The sequence below is a fragment of the Glutamicibacter sp. BSL13 genome, from assembly GCF_052928425.1.
This window is the reverse complement of record NZ_JAVGCZ010000021.1, coordinates 25,468-46,502: the sequence shown is the minus strand read 5'-3', so window position 1 is coordinate 46,502 and position 21,035 is coordinate 25,468. Positions and strand designations below refer to the sequence as shown.

At 65.9% G+C, this 21,035-nt stretch carries 28 protein-coding genes; 11 read left to right on the top strand and 17 right to left on the bottom strand.

Annotation, left to right across the window (positions count from 1 at the left end; all coding sequences use genetic code 11):
• The 3 genes from RCJ92_RS06125 to RCJ92_RS06115 form a co-directional block, all read left to right on the top strand.
• The coding region (locus RCJ92_RS06125; RefSeq protein WP_446754039.1) for a putative PEP-binding protein at window positions 1-411 on the top strand (411 nt) is incomplete at its 5' end.
• 98 nt (window positions 412-509) lie between these two features.
• The gene (locus tag RCJ92_RS06120; protein WP_138925484.1) at window positions 510-788 is read left to right on the top strand and encodes an HPr family phosphocarrier protein; all 279 of its coding nucleotides are present in this window, start codon (window positions 510-512) and stop codon (window positions 786-788) included.
• A gap of 108 nt (window positions 789-896) precedes the next feature.
• A complete protein-coding gene (locus RCJ92_RS06115) occupies window positions 897-1,676 on the top strand; it encodes a polysaccharide deacetylase family protein (RefSeq protein ID WP_138925483.1) in 780 nt (259 codons plus the stop codon).
• 7 nt (window positions 1,677-1,683) lie between these two features.
• Here the strand turns inward: RCJ92_RS06115 and RCJ92_RS06110 are convergent, their stop codons facing one another.
• Both RCJ92_RS06110 and RCJ92_RS06105 read right to left on the bottom strand, forming a co-directional pair.
• Window positions 1,684-2,115 (bottom strand): SRPBCC family protein, encoded by a 432-nt coding sequence (locus RCJ92_RS06110; RefSeq protein ID WP_446754038.1) that lies wholly within the window; start codon window positions 2,113-2,115, stop codon window positions 1,684-1,686.
• A 74-nt stretch (window positions 2,116-2,189) separates the two neighbouring features.
• Complete coding sequence (locus RCJ92_RS06105) at window positions 2,190-2,549, bottom strand: hypothetical protein (protein ID WP_138174551.1); 360 nt, start codon at window positions 2,547-2,549, stop codon at window positions 2,190-2,192.
• Window positions 2,550-2,890: 341 nt separating this feature from the next.
• On the opposite strand from RCJ92_RS06105, the gene RCJ92_RS06100 reads away from it, so the two are divergent.
• Window positions 2,891-3,514 (top strand): flavodoxin family protein, encoded by a 624-nt coding sequence (locus tag RCJ92_RS06100; protein ID WP_138174553.1) that lies wholly within the window; start codon window positions 2,891-2,893, stop codon window positions 3,512-3,514.
• Window positions 3,515-3,632: 118 nt separating this feature from the next.
• Here the strand turns inward: RCJ92_RS06100 and RCJ92_RS06095 are convergent, their stop codons facing one another.
• From RCJ92_RS06095 to RCJ92_RS06065, 7 genes are all read right to left on the bottom strand, one after another.
• Window positions 3,633-4,922 carry an adenylosuccinate synthase gene (locus tag RCJ92_RS06095; RefSeq protein WP_138174555.1) on the bottom strand — a complete coding sequence of 430 codons (1,290 nt, stop codon included), beginning with the start codon at window positions 4,920-4,922 and terminating at the stop codon, window positions 3,633-3,635.
• A gap of 241 nt (window positions 4,923-5,163) precedes the next feature.
• Window positions 5,164-5,313 (bottom strand): hypothetical protein, encoded by a 150-nt coding sequence (locus RCJ92_RS06090; RefSeq protein WP_446754037.1) that lies wholly within the window; start codon window positions 5,311-5,313, stop codon window positions 5,164-5,166.
• Window positions 5,291-6,313 carry a DMT family transporter gene (locus tag RCJ92_RS06085; RefSeq protein ID WP_446754036.1) on the bottom strand — a complete coding sequence of 341 codons (1,023 nt, stop codon included), beginning with the start codon at window positions 6,311-6,313 and terminating at the stop codon, window positions 5,291-5,293. The genes RCJ92_RS06090 and RCJ92_RS06085 overlap by 23 nt, the downstream gene beginning before the upstream one ends.
• 6 nt (window positions 6,314-6,319) lie before the next feature.
• Window positions 6,320-6,577: a hypothetical protein gene (locus RCJ92_RS06080; RefSeq protein ID WP_446754035.1), complete on the bottom strand. Its 258-nt coding sequence runs from the start codon at window positions 6,575-6,577 to the stop codon at window positions 6,320-6,322.
• On the bottom strand, window positions 6,574-7,143 hold the full coding sequence (locus tag RCJ92_RS06075; protein ID WP_446754034.1) for a TetR/AcrR family transcriptional regulator: 570 nt from the start codon (window positions 7,141-7,143) through the stop codon (window positions 6,574-6,576). Before RCJ92_RS06075 ends, RCJ92_RS06080 begins: the two co-directional genes overlap by 4 nt.
• A 47-nt stretch (window positions 7,144-7,190) precedes the next feature.
• On the bottom strand, window positions 7,191-7,598 hold the full coding sequence (locus tag RCJ92_RS06070; protein ID WP_446754033.1) for a hypothetical protein: 408 nt from the start codon (window positions 7,596-7,598) through the stop codon (window positions 7,191-7,193).
• Window positions 7,595-8,212, bottom strand: a complete 618-nt coding sequence (locus RCJ92_RS06065; protein WP_446754032.1) for a GyrI-like domain-containing protein — start codon at window positions 8,210-8,212, stop codon at window positions 7,595-7,597. The genes RCJ92_RS06070 and RCJ92_RS06065 overlap by 4 nt, the downstream gene beginning before the upstream one ends.
• A 128-nt stretch (window positions 8,213-8,340) precedes the next feature.
• Between RCJ92_RS06065 and RCJ92_RS06060 the strand changes: the two genes are divergently transcribed.
• Complete coding sequence (locus RCJ92_RS06060; RefSeq protein WP_446754031.1) at window positions 8,341-8,886, top strand: TetR/AcrR family transcriptional regulator; 546 nt, start codon at window positions 8,341-8,343, stop codon at window positions 8,884-8,886.
• A 37-nt stretch (window positions 8,887-8,923) separates the two neighbouring features.
• On the opposite strand, the gene RCJ92_RS06055 is transcribed toward RCJ92_RS06060, so the two are convergent.
• The 3 genes from RCJ92_RS06055 to kynU all read right to left on the bottom strand — a co-directional run bounded on the left by RCJ92_RS06055 (window position 8,924) and on the right by kynU (window position 12,368).
• Window positions 8,924-9,547: a thymidine kinase gene (locus tag RCJ92_RS06055; protein ID WP_054820926.1), complete on the bottom strand. Its 624-nt coding sequence runs from the start codon at window positions 9,545-9,547 to the stop codon at window positions 8,924-8,926.
• A gap of 10 nt (window positions 9,548-9,557) precedes the next feature.
• Complete coding sequence (locus tag RCJ92_RS06050) at window positions 9,558-10,967, bottom strand: amino acid permease (protein ID WP_446754030.1); 1,410 nt, start codon at window positions 10,965-10,967, stop codon at window positions 9,558-9,560.
• A gap of 120 nt (window positions 10,968-11,087) precedes the next feature.
• Window positions 11,088-12,368: a kynureninase gene (gene kynU, locus RCJ92_RS06045; RefSeq protein WP_421014692.1), complete on the bottom strand. Its 1,281-nt coding sequence runs from the start codon at window positions 12,366-12,368 to the stop codon at window positions 11,088-11,090.
• A gap of 125 nt (window positions 12,369-12,493) precedes the next feature.
• Here kynU and RCJ92_RS06040 point away from each other — a divergent pair, with 125 nt between their 5' ends.
• The 5 genes from RCJ92_RS06040 to mgtE all read left to right on the top strand — a co-directional run bounded on the left by RCJ92_RS06040 (window position 12,494) and on the right by mgtE (window position 17,101).
• Window positions 12,494-12,979, top strand: coding sequence for an Lrp/AsnC family transcriptional regulator (locus RCJ92_RS06040; RefSeq protein WP_421014691.1), 486 nt, complete (start codon window positions 12,494-12,496; stop codon window positions 12,977-12,979).
• A 101-nt stretch (window positions 12,980-13,080) separates the two neighbouring features.
• The gene (locus RCJ92_RS06035; RefSeq protein WP_446754029.1) at window positions 13,081-13,473 is read left to right on the top strand and encodes a hypothetical protein; all 393 of its coding nucleotides are present in this window, start codon (window positions 13,081-13,083) and stop codon (window positions 13,471-13,473) included.
• Window positions 13,460-14,914, top strand: coding sequence for a sensor histidine kinase (locus RCJ92_RS06030; protein ID WP_446754028.1), 1,455 nt, complete (start codon window positions 13,460-13,462; stop codon window positions 14,912-14,914). The genes RCJ92_RS06035 and RCJ92_RS06030 overlap by 14 nt, the downstream gene beginning before the upstream one ends.
• On the top strand, window positions 14,911-15,579 hold the full coding sequence (locus tag RCJ92_RS06025; protein WP_054820931.1) for a response regulator transcription factor: 669 nt from the start codon (window positions 14,911-14,913) through the stop codon (window positions 15,577-15,579). The genes RCJ92_RS06030 and RCJ92_RS06025 overlap by 4 nt, the downstream gene beginning before the upstream one ends.
• Before the next feature lie 166 nt (window positions 15,580-15,745).
• Window positions 15,746-17,101, top strand: coding sequence for a magnesium transporter (gene mgtE, locus RCJ92_RS06020; protein WP_396277726.1), 1,356 nt, complete (start codon window positions 15,746-15,748; stop codon window positions 17,099-17,101).
• A gap of 29 nt (window positions 17,102-17,130) precedes the next feature.
• On the opposite strand, the gene RCJ92_RS06015 is transcribed toward mgtE, so the two are convergent.
• A complete protein-coding gene (locus tag RCJ92_RS06015; protein ID WP_421014689.1) occupies window positions 17,131-17,991 on the bottom strand; it encodes a polyphosphate polymerase domain-containing protein in 861 nt (286 codons plus the stop codon).
• Window positions 17,991-18,626 carry a DUF4956 domain-containing protein gene (locus tag RCJ92_RS06010; RefSeq protein ID WP_421014688.1) on the bottom strand — a complete coding sequence of 212 codons (636 nt, stop codon included), beginning with the start codon at window positions 18,624-18,626 and terminating at the stop codon, window positions 17,991-17,993. Before RCJ92_RS06010 ends, RCJ92_RS06015 begins: the two co-directional genes overlap by 1 nt.
• A 54-nt stretch (window positions 18,627-18,680) precedes the next feature.
• On the opposite strand from RCJ92_RS06010, the gene RCJ92_RS06005 reads away from it, so the two are divergent.
• The gene (locus RCJ92_RS06005) at window positions 18,681-18,899 is read left to right on the top strand and encodes a hypothetical protein (RefSeq protein WP_421014687.1); all 219 of its coding nucleotides are present in this window, start codon (window positions 18,681-18,683) and stop codon (window positions 18,897-18,899) included.
• Between the two features lie 177 nt (window positions 18,900-19,076).
• Here the strand turns inward: RCJ92_RS06005 and RCJ92_RS06000 are convergent, their stop codons facing one another.
• The 3 genes from RCJ92_RS06000 to RCJ92_RS05990 all read right to left on the bottom strand — a co-directional run bounded on the left by RCJ92_RS06000 (window position 19,077) and on the right by RCJ92_RS05990 (window position 20,996).
• Window positions 19,077-19,436 carry a hypothetical protein gene (locus RCJ92_RS06000; RefSeq protein WP_421014686.1) on the bottom strand — a complete coding sequence of 120 codons (360 nt, stop codon included), beginning with the start codon at window positions 19,434-19,436 and terminating at the stop codon, window positions 19,077-19,079.
• 460 nt (window positions 19,437-19,896) lie between these two features.
• Window positions 19,897-20,298, bottom strand: a complete 402-nt coding sequence (locus RCJ92_RS05995) for a hypothetical protein (RefSeq protein WP_421014685.1) — start codon at window positions 20,296-20,298, stop codon at window positions 19,897-19,899.
• Window positions 20,299-20,636: 338 nt separating this feature from the next.
• Window positions 20,637-20,996 (bottom strand): hypothetical protein, encoded by a 360-nt coding sequence (locus RCJ92_RS05990; protein WP_421014684.1) that lies wholly within the window; start codon window positions 20,994-20,996, stop codon window positions 20,637-20,639.
• Window positions 20,997-21,035: the final 39 nt, after the last annotated feature.

Below are 21,035 nucleotides of genomic sequence, written 5' to 3'. Positions count from 1 at the left end.
CTGCAGCGCTGCGACTTCGTGTCGATCGGCACCAACGACCTGATCCAGTACACGATGGCCGCCGACCGGCCGCTGGGCGCGCTGGCCGCCCTGAACGACCCCTGGCAGCCGGCGGTGCTGCACCTGGTGCAGGCCACGGCGCAGGGCGCACGCAGCAGCGGAGGCAAACCCGTGGGCGTGTGCGGTGAGGCGGCCGCCGACCCGGCCCTGGCCGTGGTGCTGGTTGGGCTGGGAGTCGCCTCCCTGTCCATGAACCAGCGCGCCCTGCCGGCGGTCGCCCAGGTGCTGCGCGGCGTGGACTCGCACACCGCGCGCCGCCTGGCACAGCTGGCGCTGCATGCCGCGTCCGCCGCCGAGGCGCGACAGCTGGTGCGCGCCGAGCTGCCGGACCTGCAGCGCTTCGGCCTCTAGCGCCCGGCACCGCGCCGGCCAGCGGAAACCAGGACCAAGCAGCACGCCCAAGCCCAACCGAAAACACCACCGATTACCATTTCACCGAAGGAGTCATCATGGCAGAACGTATCGCCACCATTGCCAGCCGTGTGGGCCTGCACGCCCGCCCGGCCGCGATCTTCGCCGAGGCCGCCGCCGAGCAGCCCGTCGAGGTCACCATCGCCCTGGAGGGCGAACCCATCGAGGAGGCGCTGGACGCCTCCAGCATCCTGTCCCTGATGGGCCTGGGCGCCGAACACGGAACCCGGGTGGTGCTGCGGGCCGAAGGCGAAGGTGCCGAACAGGCGCTGGAAACACTGGCCGCAGTACTGGAAACCGACCACGACGCCCAGTAGGGGCCCGCGCCGCCGGCCCCAGCGGTACGGCACAGATCACCCTGTGAAATCGCCACGCGGTGCGCGTGGCGATTTCACTTTGTCCCGGGTCCGGAGCACAGTGGAAGGATGCGTTTGTTCAACCGTCGGCGGCACCGGATGGTGGCCGCCGCCCTGCTGCTGCCGCTGCTGGCCGGGTGCGCAAGCCCCGGATCCGATCAGGAGCCGGCCCCGCAGGAGCAGGCGCCGCAGCAGGTGGACTGCCAGCAGGTGGCCTGCGTCGCGTTGACCTTCGATGACGGTCCGGGAGAGTACACCGACCGGCTGCTTGATGAACTGGGCGAAGCCCAGGCCCCGGCCACGTTCTTCGTGCTGGGAAAGAATGTGGGGCACTACCCGCAGGCGCTGCAGCGCATGGTGGCGGAGGGCCACCAGATCGGTTCGCACAGCTATGACCACAAGGACATCACCAAGCTGACCCGCGAGGGAATCGAGCATGAGGTGCAGTGGACCGATGAGGCCGTCCAGCAGGCCGCCGGGGTGACGCCCGAGGTGTTCCGTCCGCCGTACGGCGCCAACGGGGTGGTCTACAACCGGCTGATTCCCACCCCCTTGCTGTTGTGGGACGTGGACACGCTGGACTGGAAGCACCACGACCCGAAGAAAACCGTGAAGATCGCCATGCAGGAGGTCAGCCCGGGGTCGGTAATCCTGATGCACGATATCCACGAGACCTCGGTGGACGCGGTGCCCGAGCTGGTGCAGCAACTGCGCGAGGCCGGGTACACCCTGGTGACCGTGCAGGACCTGTTCGCCCACACGGAGTTCGAGCCCGGGAGCGTCTACACAAAGCTGAAGACCCCGGCCAGCGCCGGGCCCTCCCCCAGCGCCCCGGCCGATTCCCAGTAATCGCCGGTCAGGGGGCCTGCTGCGCGTACTGCTTCAGGCGCGCCAGCATCGTTTCGTCGCTGGCCCGCACCTGTTCGGCAAAGCGCTCGCATTCCTGGACCGTCAGGTCCGGGTCGATGATCATCACCTGCAGGATCACCCGGGTGTCGGCGCCCAGCGCGGTGAGGTCAAAACGGTAGGACAGCGCGTCGGTATCCTCCGAGGAGTGCAGGACCAGGGTGTTGGGCTCCACCAGGTCGTGGATGACGAACTGCCGTGAAAGGCCCGCCACCTGGTAATCCAGCAGGGTGCCCACCCGCGGCGGGTCCTGGCTGGCGTCCATGTAGCTCACCTGCGGCATCCACAGGTTCGCCGACCCCCAGTCGGTCAGCAGCGCCCAGACGCGGTGCACCGGCAGGTGGATGGTTTCCACGCTTTCGAACACAGTGAACTGACTCATACGCGAATCGTGCCATGGGTGGCCCGGAAAGTGAATAGGTCCACGGACCGGGGGCGGGAGCCGGTGGGGCCCGGCTACCAGCCCTCTTCGTCGTCCGCCTCGGAAATCCCCAGCTCCGGTTCCTGTTCCGCGTCAAAGGTGTGCCACGCTTCGGTGAAGTCGGCAATCGCGTCCAACTCGTCCAGCTGGTCGGAGTCCAGCACTTCCTGGGCCTCGGGCAGGTTCAGGATGGTGCTCACTGCATGGAACGGGTGGCGTTCGAAGAAGTCCAGGGGCGTGACCTCCGGGTTGAAGGTCAGGTCCTCGGTCTGGGCGAACAGGTCGATATAGCGCTCCACCGCGGATTCCAGCCGGGTCAGGTTGATGCCGGTCAGGGATTCGTTGTAGATCTCAGCAGTGGCATCAGCCCACTGCTCAATGAGCTCCTCGCTCATCTGTGCCATTGTTCTCCGCCTCGGGGTCGCTGTGGTGGTTCGTAGCAATTCATCTTATGACGCACAGCCGGAGCTGTCATGCCGATTCTCCGTGATCTATCTCCACCCTCGGCCACGATGGCGGGCAGGGAATTTGCCGTGGCGCGACCCGGCGAGCATGCCGGAACGAACCCGGTTTTTCCAGGTCAGGTCGCGCCAGGCAGGGACTTGGGGTGTGCACCGAGGGCCCGGGCACGACCGGAGGCGCTGCCCAACCGGCTGGCAAGAGCCAAAACTTGGCGGTAGCTGGCGATCTGCTGGCGACCGTGGCCAGGGTGCAGCGCCTCGCGCAGACTGGGGGCATGACACCTACACCGCTCAAGGCCCTCATCCTGGTCTGCACGCTCACCCCCTCCCCGAAGCCCTCCAGCAGTGACCTGCTGGCCCGGCAGGTCGCCGAGGAATTGAAAAAGCACCACGTCGAAAGCCAGCTGCTGCGGGTGGTCGACCACGACGTCAAACCCGGGGTGCTCACCGACATGGGCCCAGGTGACGCCTGGCCGCAGATCCGCAAGACCATGCTGGAATCAGACATCCTGGTGATGGCCACCCCCATCTGGGTGGGCCACCCGGCCAGCCCGGCGCAGCGCGTCCTGGAACGGCTGGACGCCGAGTTGTCGGAAACCGATGAGAAGGGGCGCCCAATTCTCTTTGACCGCGTCGCCCTGGTTGCGGTGGTGGGCAACGAGGACGGTGCCCACCATGTGGTGGCGGAGCTTTCCCAGGGGCTGGCCGAGGTGGGCTTCAGCCTTCCGGCGCAGGGCTCCACCTATTGGGTGGGCGAGGCCATGCACACCGTGGACTACCAGGATCTGGAACAGACCCCGGAGGTGACCGCGAACGCCACCTCCATCGCGGTGCGCAACACCGCGCACCTGGCCCGGCTGCTGCGGCAGAACCCGTACCCCGCGCCCCCGCAGGATTAGCGGACACCGTCGCAGGCGCCGCGTTGGCGGCGGCCGCCCCGGGCAAGGCAATGGCCGGCACCCCTGGGGTGCCGGCCATCCTGCGCGGCAACCGGGTGTGTCCGGCAGCCGACGGAGACTAGTCGTTGAGCAGGTCGTAGCGCACGATCGTCTGGTCGCGGTCCGGGCCAACGCCGATGGCCGAGATCCGGGTGCCGCTCATGGCCTCGAGCGCCAACACGTAGTTGCGCGCGTTTTCCGGCAGGTCTTCCAGGCTGCGGGCCCCGCTGATGTCCTCGGTCCAGCCGTCGAAGTACTCGAAAATCGGCTTGGCGTGGTGGAATTCGGTCTGCGTCATCGGCATTTCGTCGTGGCGCACCCCATCCACGTCATAGGCCACGCAAACCGGAATCTTCTCGATGCTGGTCAGCACATCCAGCTTGGTCACGAAGTAGTCGGTGAAGCCGTTCACGCGCGAGGCGTGGCGGGCCATGACCGCGTCGTACCAGCCGCAGCGGCGCGGACGACCGGTATTCACGCCGAACTCGCCGCCGGTCTTCTGCAGGTATTCGCCCATCTCGTCAAACAGTTCGGTGGGGAACGGCCCGGCACCCACACGGGTCGTGTAGGCCTTGATGATGCCAATGGAGCGGTTGATCCGGGTGGGGCCAATGCCCGAGCCCACGGACGCGCCGCCGGCGGTCGGGTTGGAGGAGGTCACGAACGGGTAGGTGCCGTGGTCAACATCCAGGAACGTGGCCTGGCCGCCTTCCATGAGCACCACCTTGTCCTCATCCAGGGCCTTGTTCAGTTCATAGGTGGAATCGATGACCAGTGGACGCAGGCGCTCGGCGAAGGACAGGAAGTACTCGACGATTTCCTCGACGGTCACCGCACGGCGGTTGTAGACCTTGACCAGCAGTTCGTTCTTCTGACGCAGCGCGCCTTCAACCTTCTGGCGCAGGATTGATTCATCGAACACGTCCTGCACGCGGATGCCCAGGCGGCCGATCTTGTCCATGTAGGTGGGCCCGATGCCGCGGCCGGTGGTGCCGATGGCCCGCTTGCCCAGGAAACGCTCGGTGACCTTGTCCATGGTCTGGTGATAGGGGGCCACCAGGTGGGCGTTGGCCGAGACCCGCAGGCGTGAGGTGTCCGCCCCGCGGGCTTCCAGCCCGTCAATTTCCTCGAACAGGGCCTCGAGGTTCACCACGCAGCCGTTGCCGATGATCGGGGTGGCGTTCGGGGACAGGATGCCGGCGGGAAGGAGCTTGAGCTCATACTTCTCACCGCCAACAACCACGGTATGCCCGGCGTTGTTGCCGCCGTTGGGCTTGACCACGTAGTCGACCTTGCCACCGAGCAGATCGGTGGCCTTCCCCTTGCCTTCGTCGCCCCACTGGGCGCCGACGATCACGATTGCTGGCATGGGATCCTCCCCCTTGCGTAAAGCAGTGGTACCGGCGTGCTTCGCGCCGCCCCGGCACGGTGCCGGGCAAAAATATACCCCTTGACGCACTTACAGGACCATGGGTCCACCATAAGAGTTCAGGGGGCTCTTACAACCAAAGTTTAGCGAACCGGTAGGTTATTCTCGAGCTCGTTGCCGTGTGCCGTCATGTGTTCTGCCTGCGCCGGCTCCGCCAGCAGGCGCGGACCCGGACCCGGAACTAGAAAAGCTGCATCAAACGCGGGACATCCCCTCGCTCCGTGACCGGGTGCCCGTAGGCACGGGCACGTTTGCCGATCACCACGGCCAGGACAAACAGCAGCAGCGCGGCTGGCCAGCCCAGCGGATCAAAGAGGCCCAGGAACCCCACGCTTCCAAGGATGAGCGTGTTCCTGCGGTAGACCCGGGCCACCTGCGGGACGCAGCCCAGAATATGCCCCCGCACCGTCATCCGGTACGCCAGAACGATTCCGCCAAGCAGCAGCAGCCCGGGCAGTTGGAACAGCACCGAATGGCTCAGCAGGACCACCAGGCCCGCGCCGGCGAACAGCAGCACCTCCAGGGCTCCACCCACGGTACTGCTGCGCATTCTTCCTCCAAAAATCGACACCGCGCGCTCCCGCGGCGCCCGGTTCATCGGCCAGCGTGGTGCATAAGAAGGCGATGTTACTGCATCGTCCTGGAGGTTGGGCATTGCTGCCCCCCCCGCTGGACCGCGCGGGGCCGCGCGGCCGGCCTTGGGCGGTTATCCGCCGCGGGGAGTACACCAGCACACCCAGCGCCAGCCCAATCAGCACCACCCCCAGCCATCCAACGACGCCCAGGTGTTCGCCCACAATCAGCACGGCCAGCACGGCGGCCACCGCCGGTTCCAGCAGGGTGATGGTGGTGGCGGTGCTGGCGTTGACCCGCGAAAGTCCCACCCCGAAGAGCACATACCCCAGGAACATCGGGACCAGGCTCAAATACAGGCCCACCCAGGTGTTCACCACCGAGGCCAACAGCGGCGCGCCGGTCAGCAGCAGCACCGGCATCAGCAGCAGCCCGCCGGCACTGAACACCGACCCCACCGCCGCGCGGCGCTCGATGCCGCTGCCCATCAGCCGGCCCACCACCCAGGAGTACAGCGCGTAGCTGGCCCCGGCCAGCAGACCCAGCAACACGCTGGCCACGACCTGCTGCTGCCCGGCCTGGTCGCCGGCGCTGCGGGCCAGGCACAGCAGGACGCTGCCGGCTACCCCCACGGCCACGGCCAGCCACCACCGTGCCCACAGGGGGTGTCCGTCAAAAATCCGTTCCAGCACTCCGGAGAGCACCGGCGCGGAGCCCAGGGAGATCACGGTTCCCAGGGCCACCCCGCCCAGGTGCATGGAGGATTAGAAAGCGAGCGGATACACGAAGACCGCCAGCGCGCCGGCGGCGAGAAGCCCACCGCGCCGACGCAGCTCCGAGCGTTGCCGGCGCAGCTGGGGCAGGGCAATCATCCCCTGCAGCAGTCCGCCAATGCCCAGGGACGCCGCCCCAATGGCCAGTGGGGAGACGCCCTGGGCGAAGCTCGCCGCGGTCCCGGTGGTTCCCCACAGGATCGAGGTGACCACCAGGGCCAGGACGCCGGGGGCCGCGGCGCGGCTCACCGGGACTCCACCCACCCGGCGATGATCCGGCGCGCCGCCACCAGACGCTGGTCGCTGCCTTCCAGGCCGGCCCGGGCCATGGCACCCTCCAGCAGGTAGGAGATCTGTTCGGCCAGCGCAGCGGCCCGCCCCGGGTCCTGCGTGCCCAGGTGTCCGCGCAGGAGGTGTTCAACTTCGGCCTTGTGCCGGGCCACGGTGGCACGACCAGGGTGGCCGGCGGGCAATTCGGCCGCCGCGTTGAGCAGGCCGCACCCGCGAAAACCGTGCGCGTAGGCCATGTGCGCGTGGTCCAGGTACGCGTCCACCACCGCCAGCACCCCGGCCTGCGCCCCGCGCTGGCGGCCCAAACGTTCACGGTAGAGCTCCAGCCACTGCTGGTGGCGCCGCTCAAGGTAGGCGGCGACCAGCTCGGCCTTGGACCCAAAGTTGTTGTACAGGCTCATTTTCGCCACCCCGGCACCCTGGATGATCCCGTCGATGCCGGTGGCGGCGATCCCGTTCGCGTAGAAACGCTGCGCCGCTTCCTGCAGCAGCCTCTCCCTGGCACTGATCCGTGGGGACATCATCCACCTCCACTAGACAGACTAGTCTAGAACCTGTGGTGGCCCAGGAACTATGACGGCCGCGGCGACGCGTCCGTAATCAGGCGCAAATCCCCCAGCAGCGGATGGTCCTGGCCGAACCAGCAGATCTCCACCTGCTCCACGAACCCTGCCTCATGCCACAGCAGCACCTGCGCCGCGCCGGGGGTCTCATCGATCTGCGCATCGAGAGGTAACGGGTTTTCCACTCCCGCCGGCAATGGGGCCGCAGCGCCCCGGCGGGTCAGGACCAGGCACTGGCCGCAGTGCGGGGCGGCTTCGACAAGGCAGGCGGCAAACTGACTGGCCAGGATCGAACCCAGCGCGGGCAACGCGGCCACGACCTCCCGCAGGAACCTGTGCTGGGCCGCGACCTGCTCACCGGACGCCTGCCCCTGCCCCTGACCACCTCTGGGGCGCTGGCCTCGGGGCTCCTTCATGTGCCGGTCACCGGTTGGCGCAGGATGGTGCGCAGTTTATCCGGCGCACTGCGCCGGATATCGCTCAAATAGATTTCGTGATGCCGCCCGGTCAGCCGCAGGCCGGCATCCGCTGCGTGGGCATGCAGCTGCCCCATCACCCCGCCCTCGTCATCGAACGAACCCACATGCAGGGTCTGCAGACACGTTCCCTCCTCCAGGCGTTCCAGACGCACCTGATCCAGCAGCGGACTGGCGCCGCTGGCCCCAATTTGCTGGCGGGCCAGGTCAAGCAGGGACGCATCGATCCAGTCCGGGACCATGGTCATCAGCGTCCACAGCCATTGGGACTTGTCCCGCCGGACGGTAAAGGCCCCCATGTCCTCGGCCCACCACAGCCCCTCCAGGGGCATGACAACATAGTCCCGCCGCAGTTCGTTCTTGCTGTGGAACTTGAGTTTGTAGGCCAGCGGAAATAGGGCCCCGATGCCCTGCGCAAAGCGCTGGGAGGTGTTCGGGTCACCGTACCCGTCAATCATCAGGTACTGCAGGGCGGGCACCGCAATCCGCTGGACGCGTCCGCGCGGCGCACGATATGCCTCGATCTGCCGCTTGAAGTCCACCTTCGCTCCCACTGCGGCTCACCCCTCCCCGTCATGGGCGCACGGCCCTGAATCCTGGTGTCCAGACTACCCAGGTCTCCTACCCCAGCGGCAGGGGGCCTAATGCGCAGGGCGGGACAACTGCCCCTAGACTGGTGGGTATGGCCCTAACTCAGTCGGCGGTGGTGAGCACCGCAGTGGATATCCTGCAGCGGTTTGGGTTGGCCGACCTGTCAATGCGCCGCTTGGCCCGGGAACTGGACGTCCAGGTGGGGGCGCTGTACTGGCACGTGAAGAACAAGCAGGAACTGCTCGGCCAGGTCGCCGCTGCCCTGCTGAACACTCCGCAGCTCGCGGTGGATCCCACCGATTTTGCGCACCCCCGCGATGCGCTGCTGCAGTTGTGCCGCAAGCTGTACCTGACCCTGCTGCCCATTCAGGACAGCCCGGAGGTGCTTGAGGTGGCCAGCGCCCTGCAGGTGACCGGCCTGGCCCCGCTGGCCCAGCTGGATCGGCTGCTGCAGTCGGCCGGGATGCCGGCCCAGGAGGCCGCGTTCGGCCGCCAGCTGCTTCTGAACCACATTCTGGGGTCGGTGGCCTACCGGCAGAACCTGGTGCAGTTGGACGTCAGCCACGAGCAGGCGGACGGGTTTGACTGGGCCCTGCAGCGGGCGGTCGCCGGGCTGTTGCCGAAAACCGCGGGCTGAGCCACAACGTCCCGCCCGCCGCAGGGCGGCAGGGAAACTAGCTCAGCTCCCCGCCGGATAGCCGCAGATAGCAGCCGGCACACAGCGACTCATACCAGACGTCCTCGCCGTCGATGGCGACCTGGTCCCCGTCGAAAACCACCTCATCGCCGACCCGGCGGGTGTTGAACATGGCCTTGCGCCCGCAACGGCAGATGGTTTTGAGCTCCTCAAGGGAGTGCGCCAGCTCCATCAGCCGGGCCGATCCGGGAAACGCGTGGGTCCTGAAATCGGTGCGGATGCCGTAGGCGAGCACCGGCACGTCATCGAGCACCGCGATGCGCAGCAGGTCATCAACCTGGTCACGGCTGAGGAACTGGGCCTCGTCCACGAGCAGGCACGCCACCGGCGGGGCATCCACGTGGGTCAGCAGCGCCTCGGGGTCCTCCCCGGAGGCGAGGGCCGCGAACTGCTCGCGCAGGTTGTCCGCGGGACCAACCACGAAATCAACTTCCCGTTCCAGTCCCAGCCGGGACACAATCGAGCTGTCCCCCTTGGTGTCGACCCCCGGCTTGGCCAGCGCGATGCGCTGGCCGCGCTCCTCATAGTTGAACGCGGCCTGCAGCAGGCTGGTCGACTTGCCCGAGTTCATTGCCCCGTAGCGGAAATACAGTTTGGCCACTGACGCTCCCTTAGCTCGTACCGGATGGCCCGGAAGCCACGGTTCCCGAGTGTAGTTTGTCCGCCCGGCGCCCTAGGAATCGGTAAATGATGCTGATCACCACCACGAACGGCACGCCAAAGACCAGGGTGAGGCGGAACTGTTCGGTGAACAGGGAGGTCACCAGCAGTCCGGCCAGCAGCAGGGCGCCCAGCAGCGAACCGGCCGGAAAGCCGGGCAGCCGGAAGTCCGGGGTGGTGCCCTGCTGGCGATGCCGGCGGCGGAAGGCCACGTGGCTGAGCAGGATCATCAGCCAGGTCGCCATGGCACCGAAGGTTGCCAGGGAAATCATGATGCCCATCCCGCCCTCGGGCACCAGGGCGTAGACCACCGCGGCGACCGCGATCCCCCCGGCGGACATCCACACCGCATGCACCGGGGCCCCGTTGGCCGCGACCCTGCCGCTGAGCGCCGGCGCGTAGCCGACCTCGGACAATGACTTCAGGGTGCGGGAGGCGGCGTACAGCTGAGCGTTCATGGCCGACAGCGCGGCCACGATCAGCACGAAGTTCAGCACCGAATCGGCGTAGGGGATCCCCACCACCTGCATCACCGTCACGAACGGGGATCCGCCGTTAAGCAGCTCATCGCGCGGAGCAATGCACAGGATCAGGCCCAGGGTGGCGATGTAGAACAGCAGCAGGCGCAGGAACGTGACCTTGAAGGCCCGGCGCACCGCCGCCCGCGGCTGACGGGCCTCGGCCGCGGCGATCGCAATGACCTCCACCCCCATGTAGGAGAAGATCGCCACGATGACCGCACCCCATACCCCCAGCGGGCCGCCAGCGAAGAACGGGGCCTGCGCGGTGTAGTTCGCCACCCCGTAGTCGGGATTGCCGCTGCTCAGCACCAGCCACCCGGCCACGATGATGAAGGCCAGCACGGCGAAGACCTTGATGGCGGAGAACCAGTACTCGGTGCTGCCAAAGGCGCGCACATTGCTCATGTTCACCCCCAGCAGGGCCACCGAGAACAGGACCACCCACAACAGCGGCTGCACCTGCGGGAACCACAGCTGCATGTACTGCCCGACCACACTGACCTCGGTCCCCACCGCCAGCACCAGCGCGGACCAGTACAGGTAGCGGGTCATGAACCCGGCATAGTTGCCCAGGTATTTTTGGGCGAAGAGGCCGAAGGAGCCGGACACCGGGTGCTGCACCGTCATTTCGGCGAGCGCGCCCATCACCAGCAGCGCGATCAGCCCGCCCAGCACGTAGCTGAGGATCACACTGGAGCCGGCCATCTCGATGCCCAGCTTGCTGCCCATGAACAGCCCGGTGCCGATCGCGCCGCCCAGCGCGATCATGGACATCTGCCCGGAGCCCAGGGTGCGCTTCAGCCCGCCGCCGGTGGCGTCGGGCACCGTACTTTCTGACACGTACCGTCCTCGGATTCACAGTTCACCGCGCCCCACGCTGGGGCGCCGTGAACAACGCTACCGCGCCCACCCCAGGGGCCGCAGCCTGCCCCGGTCTTGGTCCCGGGACGCCAAGCTGGACTAGGTCACCGCGTTTCGACGCGTGAACTCCTCCCGCTGCCAGGCCCCGGTGTGCAGAACCTCACGCAGAATTTCCACCGCATCCCAGATATCGGTGCGCGAAAGATACAGCGGGGTCACCCCAAAACGCAGGACCTCCGGTTCCCGGTAGTCACCGATGACCCCGCGTTCAATCAGTGCGGCCATTACGGCGTAGCCGTGGGGGTGGCGGAAGCTGACGTGGCTGCCGCGCTCGGCGTGCTGCTGCGGGGTGACCAGTTCCAGCCCCAGTCCGGGGCAGCGTTCGCGCACCAGCTCGATGAACAGGTCGGTCAGCTCCAGGGACTTGGCCCGCAGCTGGTGCTGGTCCGCCTCCAGCGACACGTCCAGGCCCACCTCGAGCATCGCCAGCGAAGTGATCGGCTGGGTGCCGCACATGAAGCGGCGGGCGTCATCGGCCGGGGCGTAGTCCTCATCCATGGCAAAGGGCTGTGCGTGCGACCACCAGCCGGAGAGCGGTTGCCAGAAACGCCGCTGGTGCCTGGCGTTGACCCAGATGAACGCCGGGGCGCCCGGCCCGCCGTTGAGGTACTTGTACGTGCAGCCCACCGCATAGTCCGCGTCGGCCCCGTTCAGGTCCACCGGCACCGCGCCGGCGGCGTGGGCCAAATCCCAGATCGCCAGCGCCCCGGCCTCATGGGCGGCGGAGGTGATGGCGGGCATGTCCCACATCCGCCCGGTGCGGTAGTTCACGTGGGACAGGGAGATCAGCGCGGTGTCCGGCCCCAGGGCGGCCAGCAGTTCGTCCTGGGTGTCGATCAGCCGTACCTCGTAGTCCACGCCGGTTTCGGTGGTGACCGAGTTCAGCAAATCCGCCAGGCCCTGGGCGATGTAGATGTCGGTGGGGAAGTTGTCCCGCTCGGTGATGATTACCCGGCGCCCGGGTCCGTCGACCTGCTGGATGCGCAGCGCCGAGGCCAGCGCCTTGAACAGGTTCAGGCTGGTGGTGTCCGTGACCACCGTTTCCCCGGGGTTGGCCCCCAGCAGTGTTCCGAGCTTGTCGCCCAGCCGGGTGGGAAGCTCAAACCAGCCCGCGGTGTTCCAGGAGCGGATCAACCCCTGGCCCCACTGTTCGTTCACCACTTCGGCGGCCCGTTCGGCCGCCCCGACCGGCAGCGGCCCCAGCGAGTTGCCGTCCAGGTAAATCACCGCCTCGGGCAACACAAAACGGTCCCGGAAGCGGGCCAGGGGATCCTGGCGGTCCAGGGCCTGCAGGGCTTCGCGACTGGTCTGAGTGCTCATCGTGACCTTTCAACAAACGGTGCGCCGGTGTCTGCGCGTGATCGGAGGTGAAACCCCATCATAGAATTGGAATCAAGATTGTGGTGGCGCAGCCGAGGTTCTGCGCAAGAAGGGCCGGAGGTTCCGTGGCTGATTCGAAATTCCCCGTGCCCGAGGATGGTGCGTCGAATCCGGTTCGCGTCGATGCGACGGACCTGGCGATCCTGGCGGAACTGGGCCAGGATGCCCGTGTGGCCAACAACGTGCTCGCCGCCCGGGTGGGCCTGGCGCCCTCCACCTGTCTGGGACGGGTGCGGGCGCTGCAGGCCCGCGGGATCATCCAGGGCTATGAGGCCCGCATCAACGAGAAGCTGCTGGGGGTGAGCGTCAACGCCATGATCTCCATCGTGGTCGCCGCCCATGCCCGGAACCGGATGCTGTCCTCGGCCCAGGTCCTGGGTGCGCTGCCCCAGGTGCGTGATGTGTTTGTGCTGGGCGGGACGCCGGACCTGCTGGTGCGGGTGGCCACCAGCACCATCGACGAGCTGCGGGACTTTGTGGCCCGCCACCTGGGGGCGAACCCCGCCTTTTCCTCCACCCAGACCAGCATCATCTTCGAACATCTACGCTGAAAACCGCCCGCGGACGCCGGGGAACGCTGGTGCAGGCGGGCGGGCCGGCGTGCGCGGCGGTTCTCATCCTCGTCTCATCTGGCTTGGGGAGAATGGATCACATGGGTAGGCAGGCAATCTTTCGCATCCTGGTCGTGGTGACAGTCATCGTGCTGCTCACCCTGGGCGCCGTGGGAATCGCCCACGTGCTTTCCGGGCCGACACAACGAGACCTGGGGCCGGGGGTGGTCGTAGACCAGCCGCCCACCGATCCGCCGGGCACCGGCAGCGACCCGTCTCCCGGGTCCGAAAAGCCCACCCCGAAGGTCGGTGACCCACCGGCCAGCGGAAAGGCCACGCCCAAGCCAAGCCCCACCCCCAAACCCACGCCGTCGCGCTCCCACGGGCCGGTCAAGCCCCTGCCGCCCACCTCCCCCTCGACGCCGCGCGTCACCGATGACGATGACGACGACGATGATTGGGATGATGATCAATGGGACGATGATGACGACTAGGCCGCGCCAGCGGCGCATGCCCATCCGGGCCCGGGTGATCACCGGGATGATCCTGCTGGTGGCAATTGCCCTGGCCACCGCCGGCACGGCCATGTACGTGTTGGAGCGCCACGAGCTCAACGACCGGCTGGATGACTCGCTGATCCGCACCGTGGAGGAATATCGGGTGCTGGCCGAGACCGGGGTGGATCCGCAAACCAAACAGGGCTTCCAACACGCCGAGGACCTGCTGTACACCGCGATGCAGCGCACCGTGCCGGCCCGCTACCAGGGGATGCTGGGCCTGAGCGCCGATCAGCTTCAGTGGACCGCGCCGCATTCGGTGACACTGCGCCTGGAGGATGACCCGGAATTCCTGGAGTGGGCCAAGAACAGTTCCACCGACGCCCGGGTGCGCATCGAGAATGTCTCCACCCAGCACAGCACCTACCGGGCCATGGTGGTGCCCATCCAGCTGGCCTCGGATCCCAAGCCAGCCCGTTTTGTGCTGGCCTATGACTACACTTCCGAGGTCCGGCACATCAACACCCAGATCATGGTGTTCATCGCCGCGGGGGCCATGGTCGTGGTGCTGGCCTCCATCGCGGCCTGGCTGATCGTGGGGCGGATGCTCGAACCCATCCGCCGGCTGCGGGACACCGCCCGGCAGATCTCCGAATCCGATGTCTCCTCCCGCATCGAGGTGACCGGCCACGACGAGTTCGCCGAGCTGACGGTGACCATCAATGAGATGCTCGACCGCCTGGAGGCGGCCCTGCAGTCCCAACGCCAGCTGCTGGATGATGTGGGCCATGAACTGCGCACCCCGGTGACCATCATCCGCGGGCACCTGGAGCTGATGGACGTGCAGGACGCCGAGGATGTGGCCCAGACCCGGGAAATTTCGCTGGATGAGCTCAAGCGGATGTCGCTGCTGATCAACGACCTGGTGACCCTGGCCGGGGCGAACCAGGCCGACTTCGTGGTCAGCCGGCCCTGCGAGGTGGGGGCGCTGCTGGATGACATCCTGGACAAGGCCCGGGGCCTGGGCGAACGGGACTGGCGCATCGGGCACCGTGCCGAGGCCAGCGTCCGGCTCGACGCCTCGCGCATCACCCAGGCGATGCTGCAGTTAAGCGCCAACGCGGTGAAGTTCTCCAGCCCCGGCTCCCGCATCGATTTGGGTTCGGCCCTGGTGCACAATGACGGATCAGCCCCGTGCCTGCGCCTGTGGGTGCGCGATGGCGGGGTGGGCATCGCCCCCGATGACCTGCAGCGGATCTTCGAGCGTTTCGGGCGCGGGAAGAACAGTGAACGGGCCATGGGTTCGGGCCTGGGGCTGAACATCGTCGCGGCCATCGCCGAATCCCATGGTGGTAAGGTCTGGGTGGATTCAACCCCCGGAAGCGGTTCCACGTTCTACATCGACATCCCCCTAGCCGAAGGAGCCCCCACCCCATGAGCCGGATCCTGATCATCGAAGATGAGGCACGGATCAGTTCGTTCATCGCCAAGGGCTTGAAGGCCGCCGGTTTCGCCCCCGCCGTGTGCGACACCGCCGCGGACGGGTTCGAGCACGCCCAGAACGGCTGCTACGAACTGATCATCCTGGACATCGGACTGCCCGACGAGGACGGGTTCAGCCTGCTGCGCCGGATGCGCTCGGCGCATATCGATTCGCCGGTCATCATTCTCACCGCCCGCAACTCGGTGGATGACACCGTCACCGGGCTGCGGGACGGGGCCGATGACTACATGGCCAAGCCCTTCCACTTTGATGAGCTGCTGGCCCGGGTGCGGCTGCGGCTGCGCAGCGAGGACAACGGCGCGGACACCGCGGTGCTTGAGCACGGCAGCCTGCGCATGGACCTGCTGCGCCGGGTGGTGGAGGTCGACGGGGCGGAGGTGGATCTCTCGGCCCGTGAGTTCTCGCTAACCGAGGCGTTCCTGCGCAATCCCGGTCAGGTGCTCAGCCGGGAACAGCTGCTCTCCCGGGTGTGGGGCTATGACTTCGACCCGGGCTCCAACGTGGTGGACGTCTACGTGCGCTACCTGCGCAACAAGCTCGGCGGAGCACGCTTTGAGACGGTGCGCGGCATGGGTTACCGGCTCGCCCGGGAAGCCTAGCGGTTCCCCGCCGGCGGGGGCGGGCCGAACAGTGCGGCTGGGTGTTTGCTCGATGTCCACCGAAGGTGAATTGTAAGCGGCGCGGCCGGTGGCTACGGTGCTGGTGAGGGTTCGCGGCGCCCGCCCGAACCGGATACCAGGCAGAGCGGGATCACGGGAGCGCAGCGTGTCAACACAGATCATGAAGCAAATCGAGCGGACGCTGCGCAACGGACCGGGCGGGCAGGGCCCGCTGGTCAGCGTGGCCGACCACGCCCGGCAGCTGTCGGTGGACGAGCTGTCCTATCTCATCCAGGCCACCTCCCCCACCGAGAGCGCCGAACTGTTCCAGGCCCTGGACGCCGAGACCCGGCTGCGGGTGTTCCAGGACCTGGCCCCGGCCTACCAGGGCAAGCTGCTCTCGGTGCTGCAGGGCCAGGACATCAACTCCCTGGTGGAGGCGTTGGCCCCGGATGACCGGGCCTCCCTGCTCGATCAGCTGCCCGCCGCCGTGCGGGAGGAGCTGCTCACCTCGCTCAGCGCCGACCAGCGCCAGATGACCGCGCTGGTGCTTGGCTACCCCCGCACCGCGATCGGCCGCTACATGTCCCCGGCCGTGCTGGGCCTGGATGAGAACTTCACCGCCGGGCAGGCGCTGGAGTACCTGCGCTCGCGGATCCGCGAACCAGAGACCGTCTACCTGCTGCCGGTGATTGACCAGGACCGGAAACTGACCGGAGTGATCGGGATCCGCTACCTCTTGGGGGCCGAACCCGGGGACCGGCTGGCGCAGATCAGCGATGTGCCGATCAGCGCGCGGGCCGATGAAGACCGCCGGGAGGTCGCCCGAAGGTTCATGAAGCACAAGCTGGTGGCGATGCCGATCACCGATGCCGACGGACGCCTGGTGGGGATGCTGACCAACGATGACGCCTCGGCGATCCTCGATGAGGCCGCCGCGCGCAGCGCCGCACGTTCGGGCAGCTCGGAGCTGATCTCGCGCTCCTACCTGAGCACCTCTGTCCTGCGTATTGTGCGCAGCCGCATCGTCTGGCTGGTCGTGCTGGCCCTCTCCGCGGTGCTCACGGTGCAGGTGCTGGAAATCTTCGAAGACCGCCTGGACCAGGTGGTGGCGCTGGCCCTGTTCATCCCGCTGCTCACCGGCACCGGCGGGAACACCGGCAACCAGGCGGCCACCACGGTCACCCGGGCGCTGGCCGTCGGAGACGTGCGGCTGCGAGATTTGCCGCGGGTGATCTGGCGGGAACTGCGGGTGGGCACCATTCTCGGTGCGGCCCTTGGATCCCTGGGGTTCGCGGTGGCCTCACTGGTCTACGGCATGGACATCGGCGCGGTGATCGGACTGACCCTGCTCTCCATCTGTGTCATGGCCGCCTGCGTTGGAGGGTTGATGCCCCTGCTGGCCAAGAAGATCGGCGCCGACCCGGCGGTGTTCTCCAACCCGTTCATCTCGACCTTCTGCGATGCCACGGGCCTGTTGATCTACTTTTCCATCGCCACCGCGGTCCTGGGCCTGAACTAGTCCCAGGACCGCCGGGGCGCCGCCACGGGCTACGGACGGGTCTTGGGGATCCGGCGTCCCGGCCCCCGGGAACCGCGCGGGGCGCTGAACCGCTGCTTCAGCAGCCGGCTCCAGCGGTTGGCCGGCAGCTGCGGGTTCAGCAGTGCCACGCCGATGCAGTACTTGCTCATGCTCTCCGGCCGGATGCCCAGCTCCGCCAGGGCCCGGTCCGAGACCCCCCGCCCGTCCGCGGACTTGGTCTCCACGACGACCAGATCCGGGCCGTCCACCTGTTCGCGGCCATTGGAATAGGCCAGCTCCACGTCGCAGGTGACCCGCTCCCCATCCAGCGGGTTCACGAAGGTGGCCCGCACATAGGAGCTGTCCAGCACCGGGCGCAAATCCGGCACCTGTTCGCCGTACTCACGGGCAATCACCTCGTCCAGGAAGCGCATGCTGCGTTCGGTGAGCCGCCCGCAGTCGGCAGGGTCCTGCTCGATGCGGTGCTTGACCGTGTTGCCGCGCAGTCCCTTTGTCTTGATTTCAAACATCGACAACCCGGTGTCCACGTAGGTGCGGCTGCGAACCTTGTAGCGCCGGCGCCGACCCTGCCGGTGGGCACGGTACTGCTCAAAATCGGCGGTGTCGAAGTACACCGACTCGTAGCGGAAGGTGCGCAGTCCCTCGATCTGCATGATCCTGAAGTTCTTCCCCAGCTTCTGCACCATGGCGGTGAACTGCTCGGGAGTCAACAGGAACTTGCGGTCCACCCGGGTCTGCAGGGCCGCTTCGCGGATCACCTCCTCCAGCTGGATCGGGGCCCGGTGGGCGACGGCTTCCTCCAACGCCTGGCGGGCGCGTCCGGTATGCCCGGTGCCCGCCGCGTGGACGTCTTGTGATGCCGCAGTCATTAGGACCACGTCTCCTGCTTGCCGCCGGGAACCTGGGAGGGGACATTGGCCAGCTCGTAGGTGCCGTGGAAGTCCTTGGTGCCGGTGGCCGGGGTCACCCGGAAGCGGACGTCAACGATGGTCAGATCCCGGACCATGTCCAGCTCGGTCACCACGGTGCGCAGCACCTTGGCGCCCAGCAGTTCCTCCAGTGCCGCGACCAGGTCCTCATTGCGCGGGTAGGCGCGTTCCAGGGTGACGGTCTGGCGCTGGGTGCGCGGGGCGAAACCCGGGTGATCGGCCAGGAACATGACCAGCACCAGGGCGGCGGTCACCGCCGGGGAGAACCAGGCAGGATCGGGGTGCAGGCCGTTGACCAGACCGATGGCCAGGGAAATGAAGTAGTAGGCCACTTCCTCCTGGGTCAGCGTGTCCGAGCGCAGACGAATGATCGACAGGATGCCGAACAGCCCCAAGCCGAGGCCCATCCCTGCGCCGCTGCCTGAGAGCAGCAGGGTGACCGCGAAGATGCCCATGCTCAGGGCAATGTAGGCCAGCACGAGGTCGCGGCGGAAGTGCCGACGGAAGTACACGAAGTAAACCAGCACCGTCATGCCAAGAACATTGGCCGCCAGCGCCATCCAGAATGACAACATTTCATTTACCTTTCACCGGAAGTTCATCTCTTGTTTCAAGAGTAGGAAGGCCAAATGAAGGAAATAAAAGAAGCCGATGAGAAGACTCTCATGTGCGTCATGGGATGCATGACAACAACTGACGGTCCGGCGCTACCAGTGGAAGCCCTGAAAAACCCGCATCAATCACCCGAGAGAGCAAGCGACCCCGGCGCACGAGGGGTCAAGGGCGGATCGGGTGCCTCCGGAAGCGATCAGAAGATAGACCAACTCCAGCGTCTTCTTATCAACTAGATCGCTGAACCAGGCAGCTCACCGGGTTGCGGTGCCCCTTTCAGGAGCCAGATCTGCCCGATGCACCCATCGGAAGATTCGACCCACGCCCCCCGTGTGTAGTCCTTCCGCACTTCGCCCCGAGGAGTACGGTCGCCTATTTCATTAGATACAGTGCGTCAGATGACCTTTTAATGCCTACCACCGGAATCCACGGGCAGCCCAATGGAATCTAGCAACAATAACGGTTCGGCGCGCGAAAGCTTGAACTTCTTTGAGTAAAACATTATATTTTTCAGTTTCTCTGGAGTCCGGTGATCCGTCAGATTTTTGAACGTAAATTACCAACAGACCATCATGGTGTCCGGTGACCGTGGCCAAAACCGTCTTGCAGATTTGATATAGCCGTTGTGGCGTGACACCGCGCTCAAGTTCAAGTGCAGCCTTTTCGTACTTCTGGGCAATTTCTGGTTGCCACATTCCCTCAAGGTACCTCGCAAGCCGTTGAAGCTTGCCTGCTAACTCCTTGCCTGATGCTCCGTCTAATTGAGCGGCCATTTTCCTATGAGCTCCCCTGTCGCCGAGTCGCCGAGAATTCGGTTTTCCTGTTTGGTTCGCGTCCCGCAACTAGCATGATCCCTTAAATCCGGTTTGCGGCGCGATATGTCTGGCATGTCTTGGGGTCGTCAGCCTGAACCCGCCTTCAAAGACATGACCGTGATTGGCTCGAGATCACGTCCCCCTGAATAGCGACTGCCACTTGTCCCGGCGCCCGGCACCGCCTTTCCTGCGGGTTCGATCGACTTGTTGAACCAACAACATCACGTCGACTAGTAAAGATTGGAGTCCATGCGCCGATGTCTACAGATTTCGCTCATGAGTCAATGGGGAGCTACTTGCCCCTCCACGGAAAGCTGACATAACCGCGCCGACGGGATTGCCTCGACGTTATACAACGCACCGCGAAGAAAATTGCGGGCGCCGTTATTGATTCGGCGGACCCTGGACCGAGCGTTCTTCAAACTCTTCCCTCACGACGCGACACATTGCCGGTTCTCGAATAGCGCCGATCCGCCAGGAACCTGAAGTGTGCCCCAATAATGGCCCCGGACACCGCACTCACCAATTCCGTTGGCCACAAACCCAGCCATCGGCTCTCGGTCAGGCCAAGCAGCGCACCGCTGGCGAAGACCACTAGTGAAAGCGCCACGCCAGCCAGATTTGGACGCAGAAAATAGTACATCGCAGATCCACACAGCACTCCTACGGCTACTCCCAGCAAAAGCAGTGGAAGCACACCCACCCCCACGAAGAACAGAGACAGCGCAACTGCCGAGAATGGAGCGGCGATGGCAACGGCCCAGGACACGGCGTCGGCCCCCTTGGCATAACGCGGTTTGCGCTCAGCTTTCTCGAGCATTGTCTCCACCAACTTCTATTACAGTCATCTTCCTCGAGCGGCGATTCGATGCTCACCGTGGCAATCTCAATGCAAACTCCGTGTTTGTAGCTTCCAGACGTAGCGTCAAGCTGACGACCGATCGTCGTCAAGCGGAGCCTTACCTGTTCCGCCAGCCGCTTCAACTTGCTGCCATGGATCCTAAGGAACACTTATCTTTCTAGGCATCCATCTGCTCATAGTCTCCGCGCGCAGCCCGATTTTTCGTCCAAAGCGGTGGGCGCCGTGAGGGTGCGCCGTCACTTGCCTGACCGCCGATTGGCATTCAATTCAATCTGAACGGCACCTTGACGAACTGCCTATCGTTTTCGCTTGCCCAGCAAGCCGAACATGCTGGGTCGGCGACTGGTCTGTCGCGCGAATTTACGCAGTTGCTCGATGAGCGCATCGAATCGAGTCGTGGCTTGGGAATCCACTTCCCCGCTTGAATTCGTTATCGGGTGATCGCTGATACTCATGGGACCGGCTCGAAGCGCGTCCTGCAGTTCGCCGGCGATCTGCCGCAGTCGATCGGGCAGGACTTCCTCCTCAAGTTCACTGGCGAACGCCCTGAAGGTTTGGGCCGCAGCAAGGAGACGCTCGTGTTCCACGTAGGCGGCTAGTTCACGCAACTGATCCGCAACCTGTCCGAACGATTCGTGTTCTAGTTCAATTGCCATGTATCAATGATCTCTCCTCAGTTCCATGGGTTCGGGAGG

Coding starts and splice junctions, on each gene's coding strand:
- kynU (WP_421014692.1), bottom strand. CDS start 12,368: ATGAGCACTCAGACCAGTCGCGAAGCCCTGCAGGCCCTGGACCGCCAG.
- RCJ92_RS06100 (WP_138174553.1), top strand. CDS start 2,891: ATGACACCTACACCGCTCAAGGCCCTCATCCTGGTCTGCACGCTCACC.
- RCJ92_RS06030 (WP_446754028.1), top strand. CDS start 13,460: ATGATGACGACTAGGCCGCGCCAGCGGCGCATGCCCATCCGGGCCCGG.
- RCJ92_RS06015 (WP_421014689.1), bottom strand. CDS start 17,991: ATGACTGCGGCATCACAAGACGTCCACGCGGCGGGCACCGGGCATACC.
- RCJ92_RS06010 (WP_421014688.1), bottom strand. CDS start 18,626: ATGTTGTCATTCTGGATGGCGCTGGCGGCCAATGTTCTTGGCATGACG.
- RCJ92_RS06035 (WP_446754029.1), top strand. CDS start 13,081: ATGGGTAGGCAGGCAATCTTTCGCATCCTGGTCGTGGTGACAGTCATC.
- RCJ92_RS06075 (WP_446754034.1), bottom strand. CDS start 7,143: ATGATGTCCCCACGGATCAGTGCCAGGGAGAGGCTGCTGCAGGAAGCG.
- RCJ92_RS05990 (WP_421014684.1), bottom strand. CDS start 20,996: ATGGCAATTGAACTAGAACACGAATCGTTCGGACAGGTTGCGGATCAG.
- RCJ92_RS06085 (WP_446754036.1), bottom strand. CDS start 6,313: ATGCACCTGGGCGGGGTGGCCCTGGGAACCGTGATCTCCCTGGGCTCC.
- RCJ92_RS06060 (WP_446754031.1), top strand. CDS start 8,341: ATGGCCCTAACTCAGTCGGCGGTGGTGAGCACCGCAGTGGATATCCTG.
- RCJ92_RS06095 (WP_138174555.1), bottom strand. CDS start 4,922: ATGCCAGCAATCGTGATCGTCGGCGCCCAGTGGGGCGACGAAGGCAAG.
- RCJ92_RS06005 (WP_421014687.1), top strand. CDS start 18,681: ATGAAGGAAATAAAAGAAGCCGATGAGAAGACTCTCATGTGCGTCATG.
- RCJ92_RS05995 (WP_421014685.1), bottom strand. CDS start 20,298: ATGCTCGAGAAAGCTGAGCGCAAACCGCGTTATGCCAAGGGGGCCGAC.
- RCJ92_RS06025 (WP_054820931.1), top strand. CDS start 14,911: ATGAGCCGGATCCTGATCATCGAAGATGAGGCACGGATCAGTTCGTTC.
- RCJ92_RS06105 (WP_138174551.1), bottom strand. CDS start 2,549: ATGAGCGAGGAGCTCATTGAGCAGTGGGCTGATGCCACTGCTGAGATC.
- RCJ92_RS06000 (WP_421014686.1), bottom strand. CDS start 19,436: ATGGCCGCTCAATTAGACGGAGCATCAGGCAAGGAGTTAGCAGGCAAG.
- RCJ92_RS06120 (WP_138925484.1), top strand. CDS start 510: ATGGCAGAACGTATCGCCACCATTGCCAGCCGTGTGGGCCTGCACGCC.
- RCJ92_RS06115 (WP_138925483.1), top strand. CDS start 897: ATGCGTTTGTTCAACCGTCGGCGGCACCGGATGGTGGCCGCCGCCCTG.
- RCJ92_RS06070 (WP_446754033.1), bottom strand. CDS start 7,598: ATGAAGGAGCCCCGAGGCCAGCGCCCCAGAGGTGGTCAGGGGCAGGGG.
- RCJ92_RS06110 (WP_446754038.1), bottom strand. CDS start 2,115: ATGAGTCAGTTCACTGTGTTCGAAAGCGTGGAAACCATCCACCTGCCG.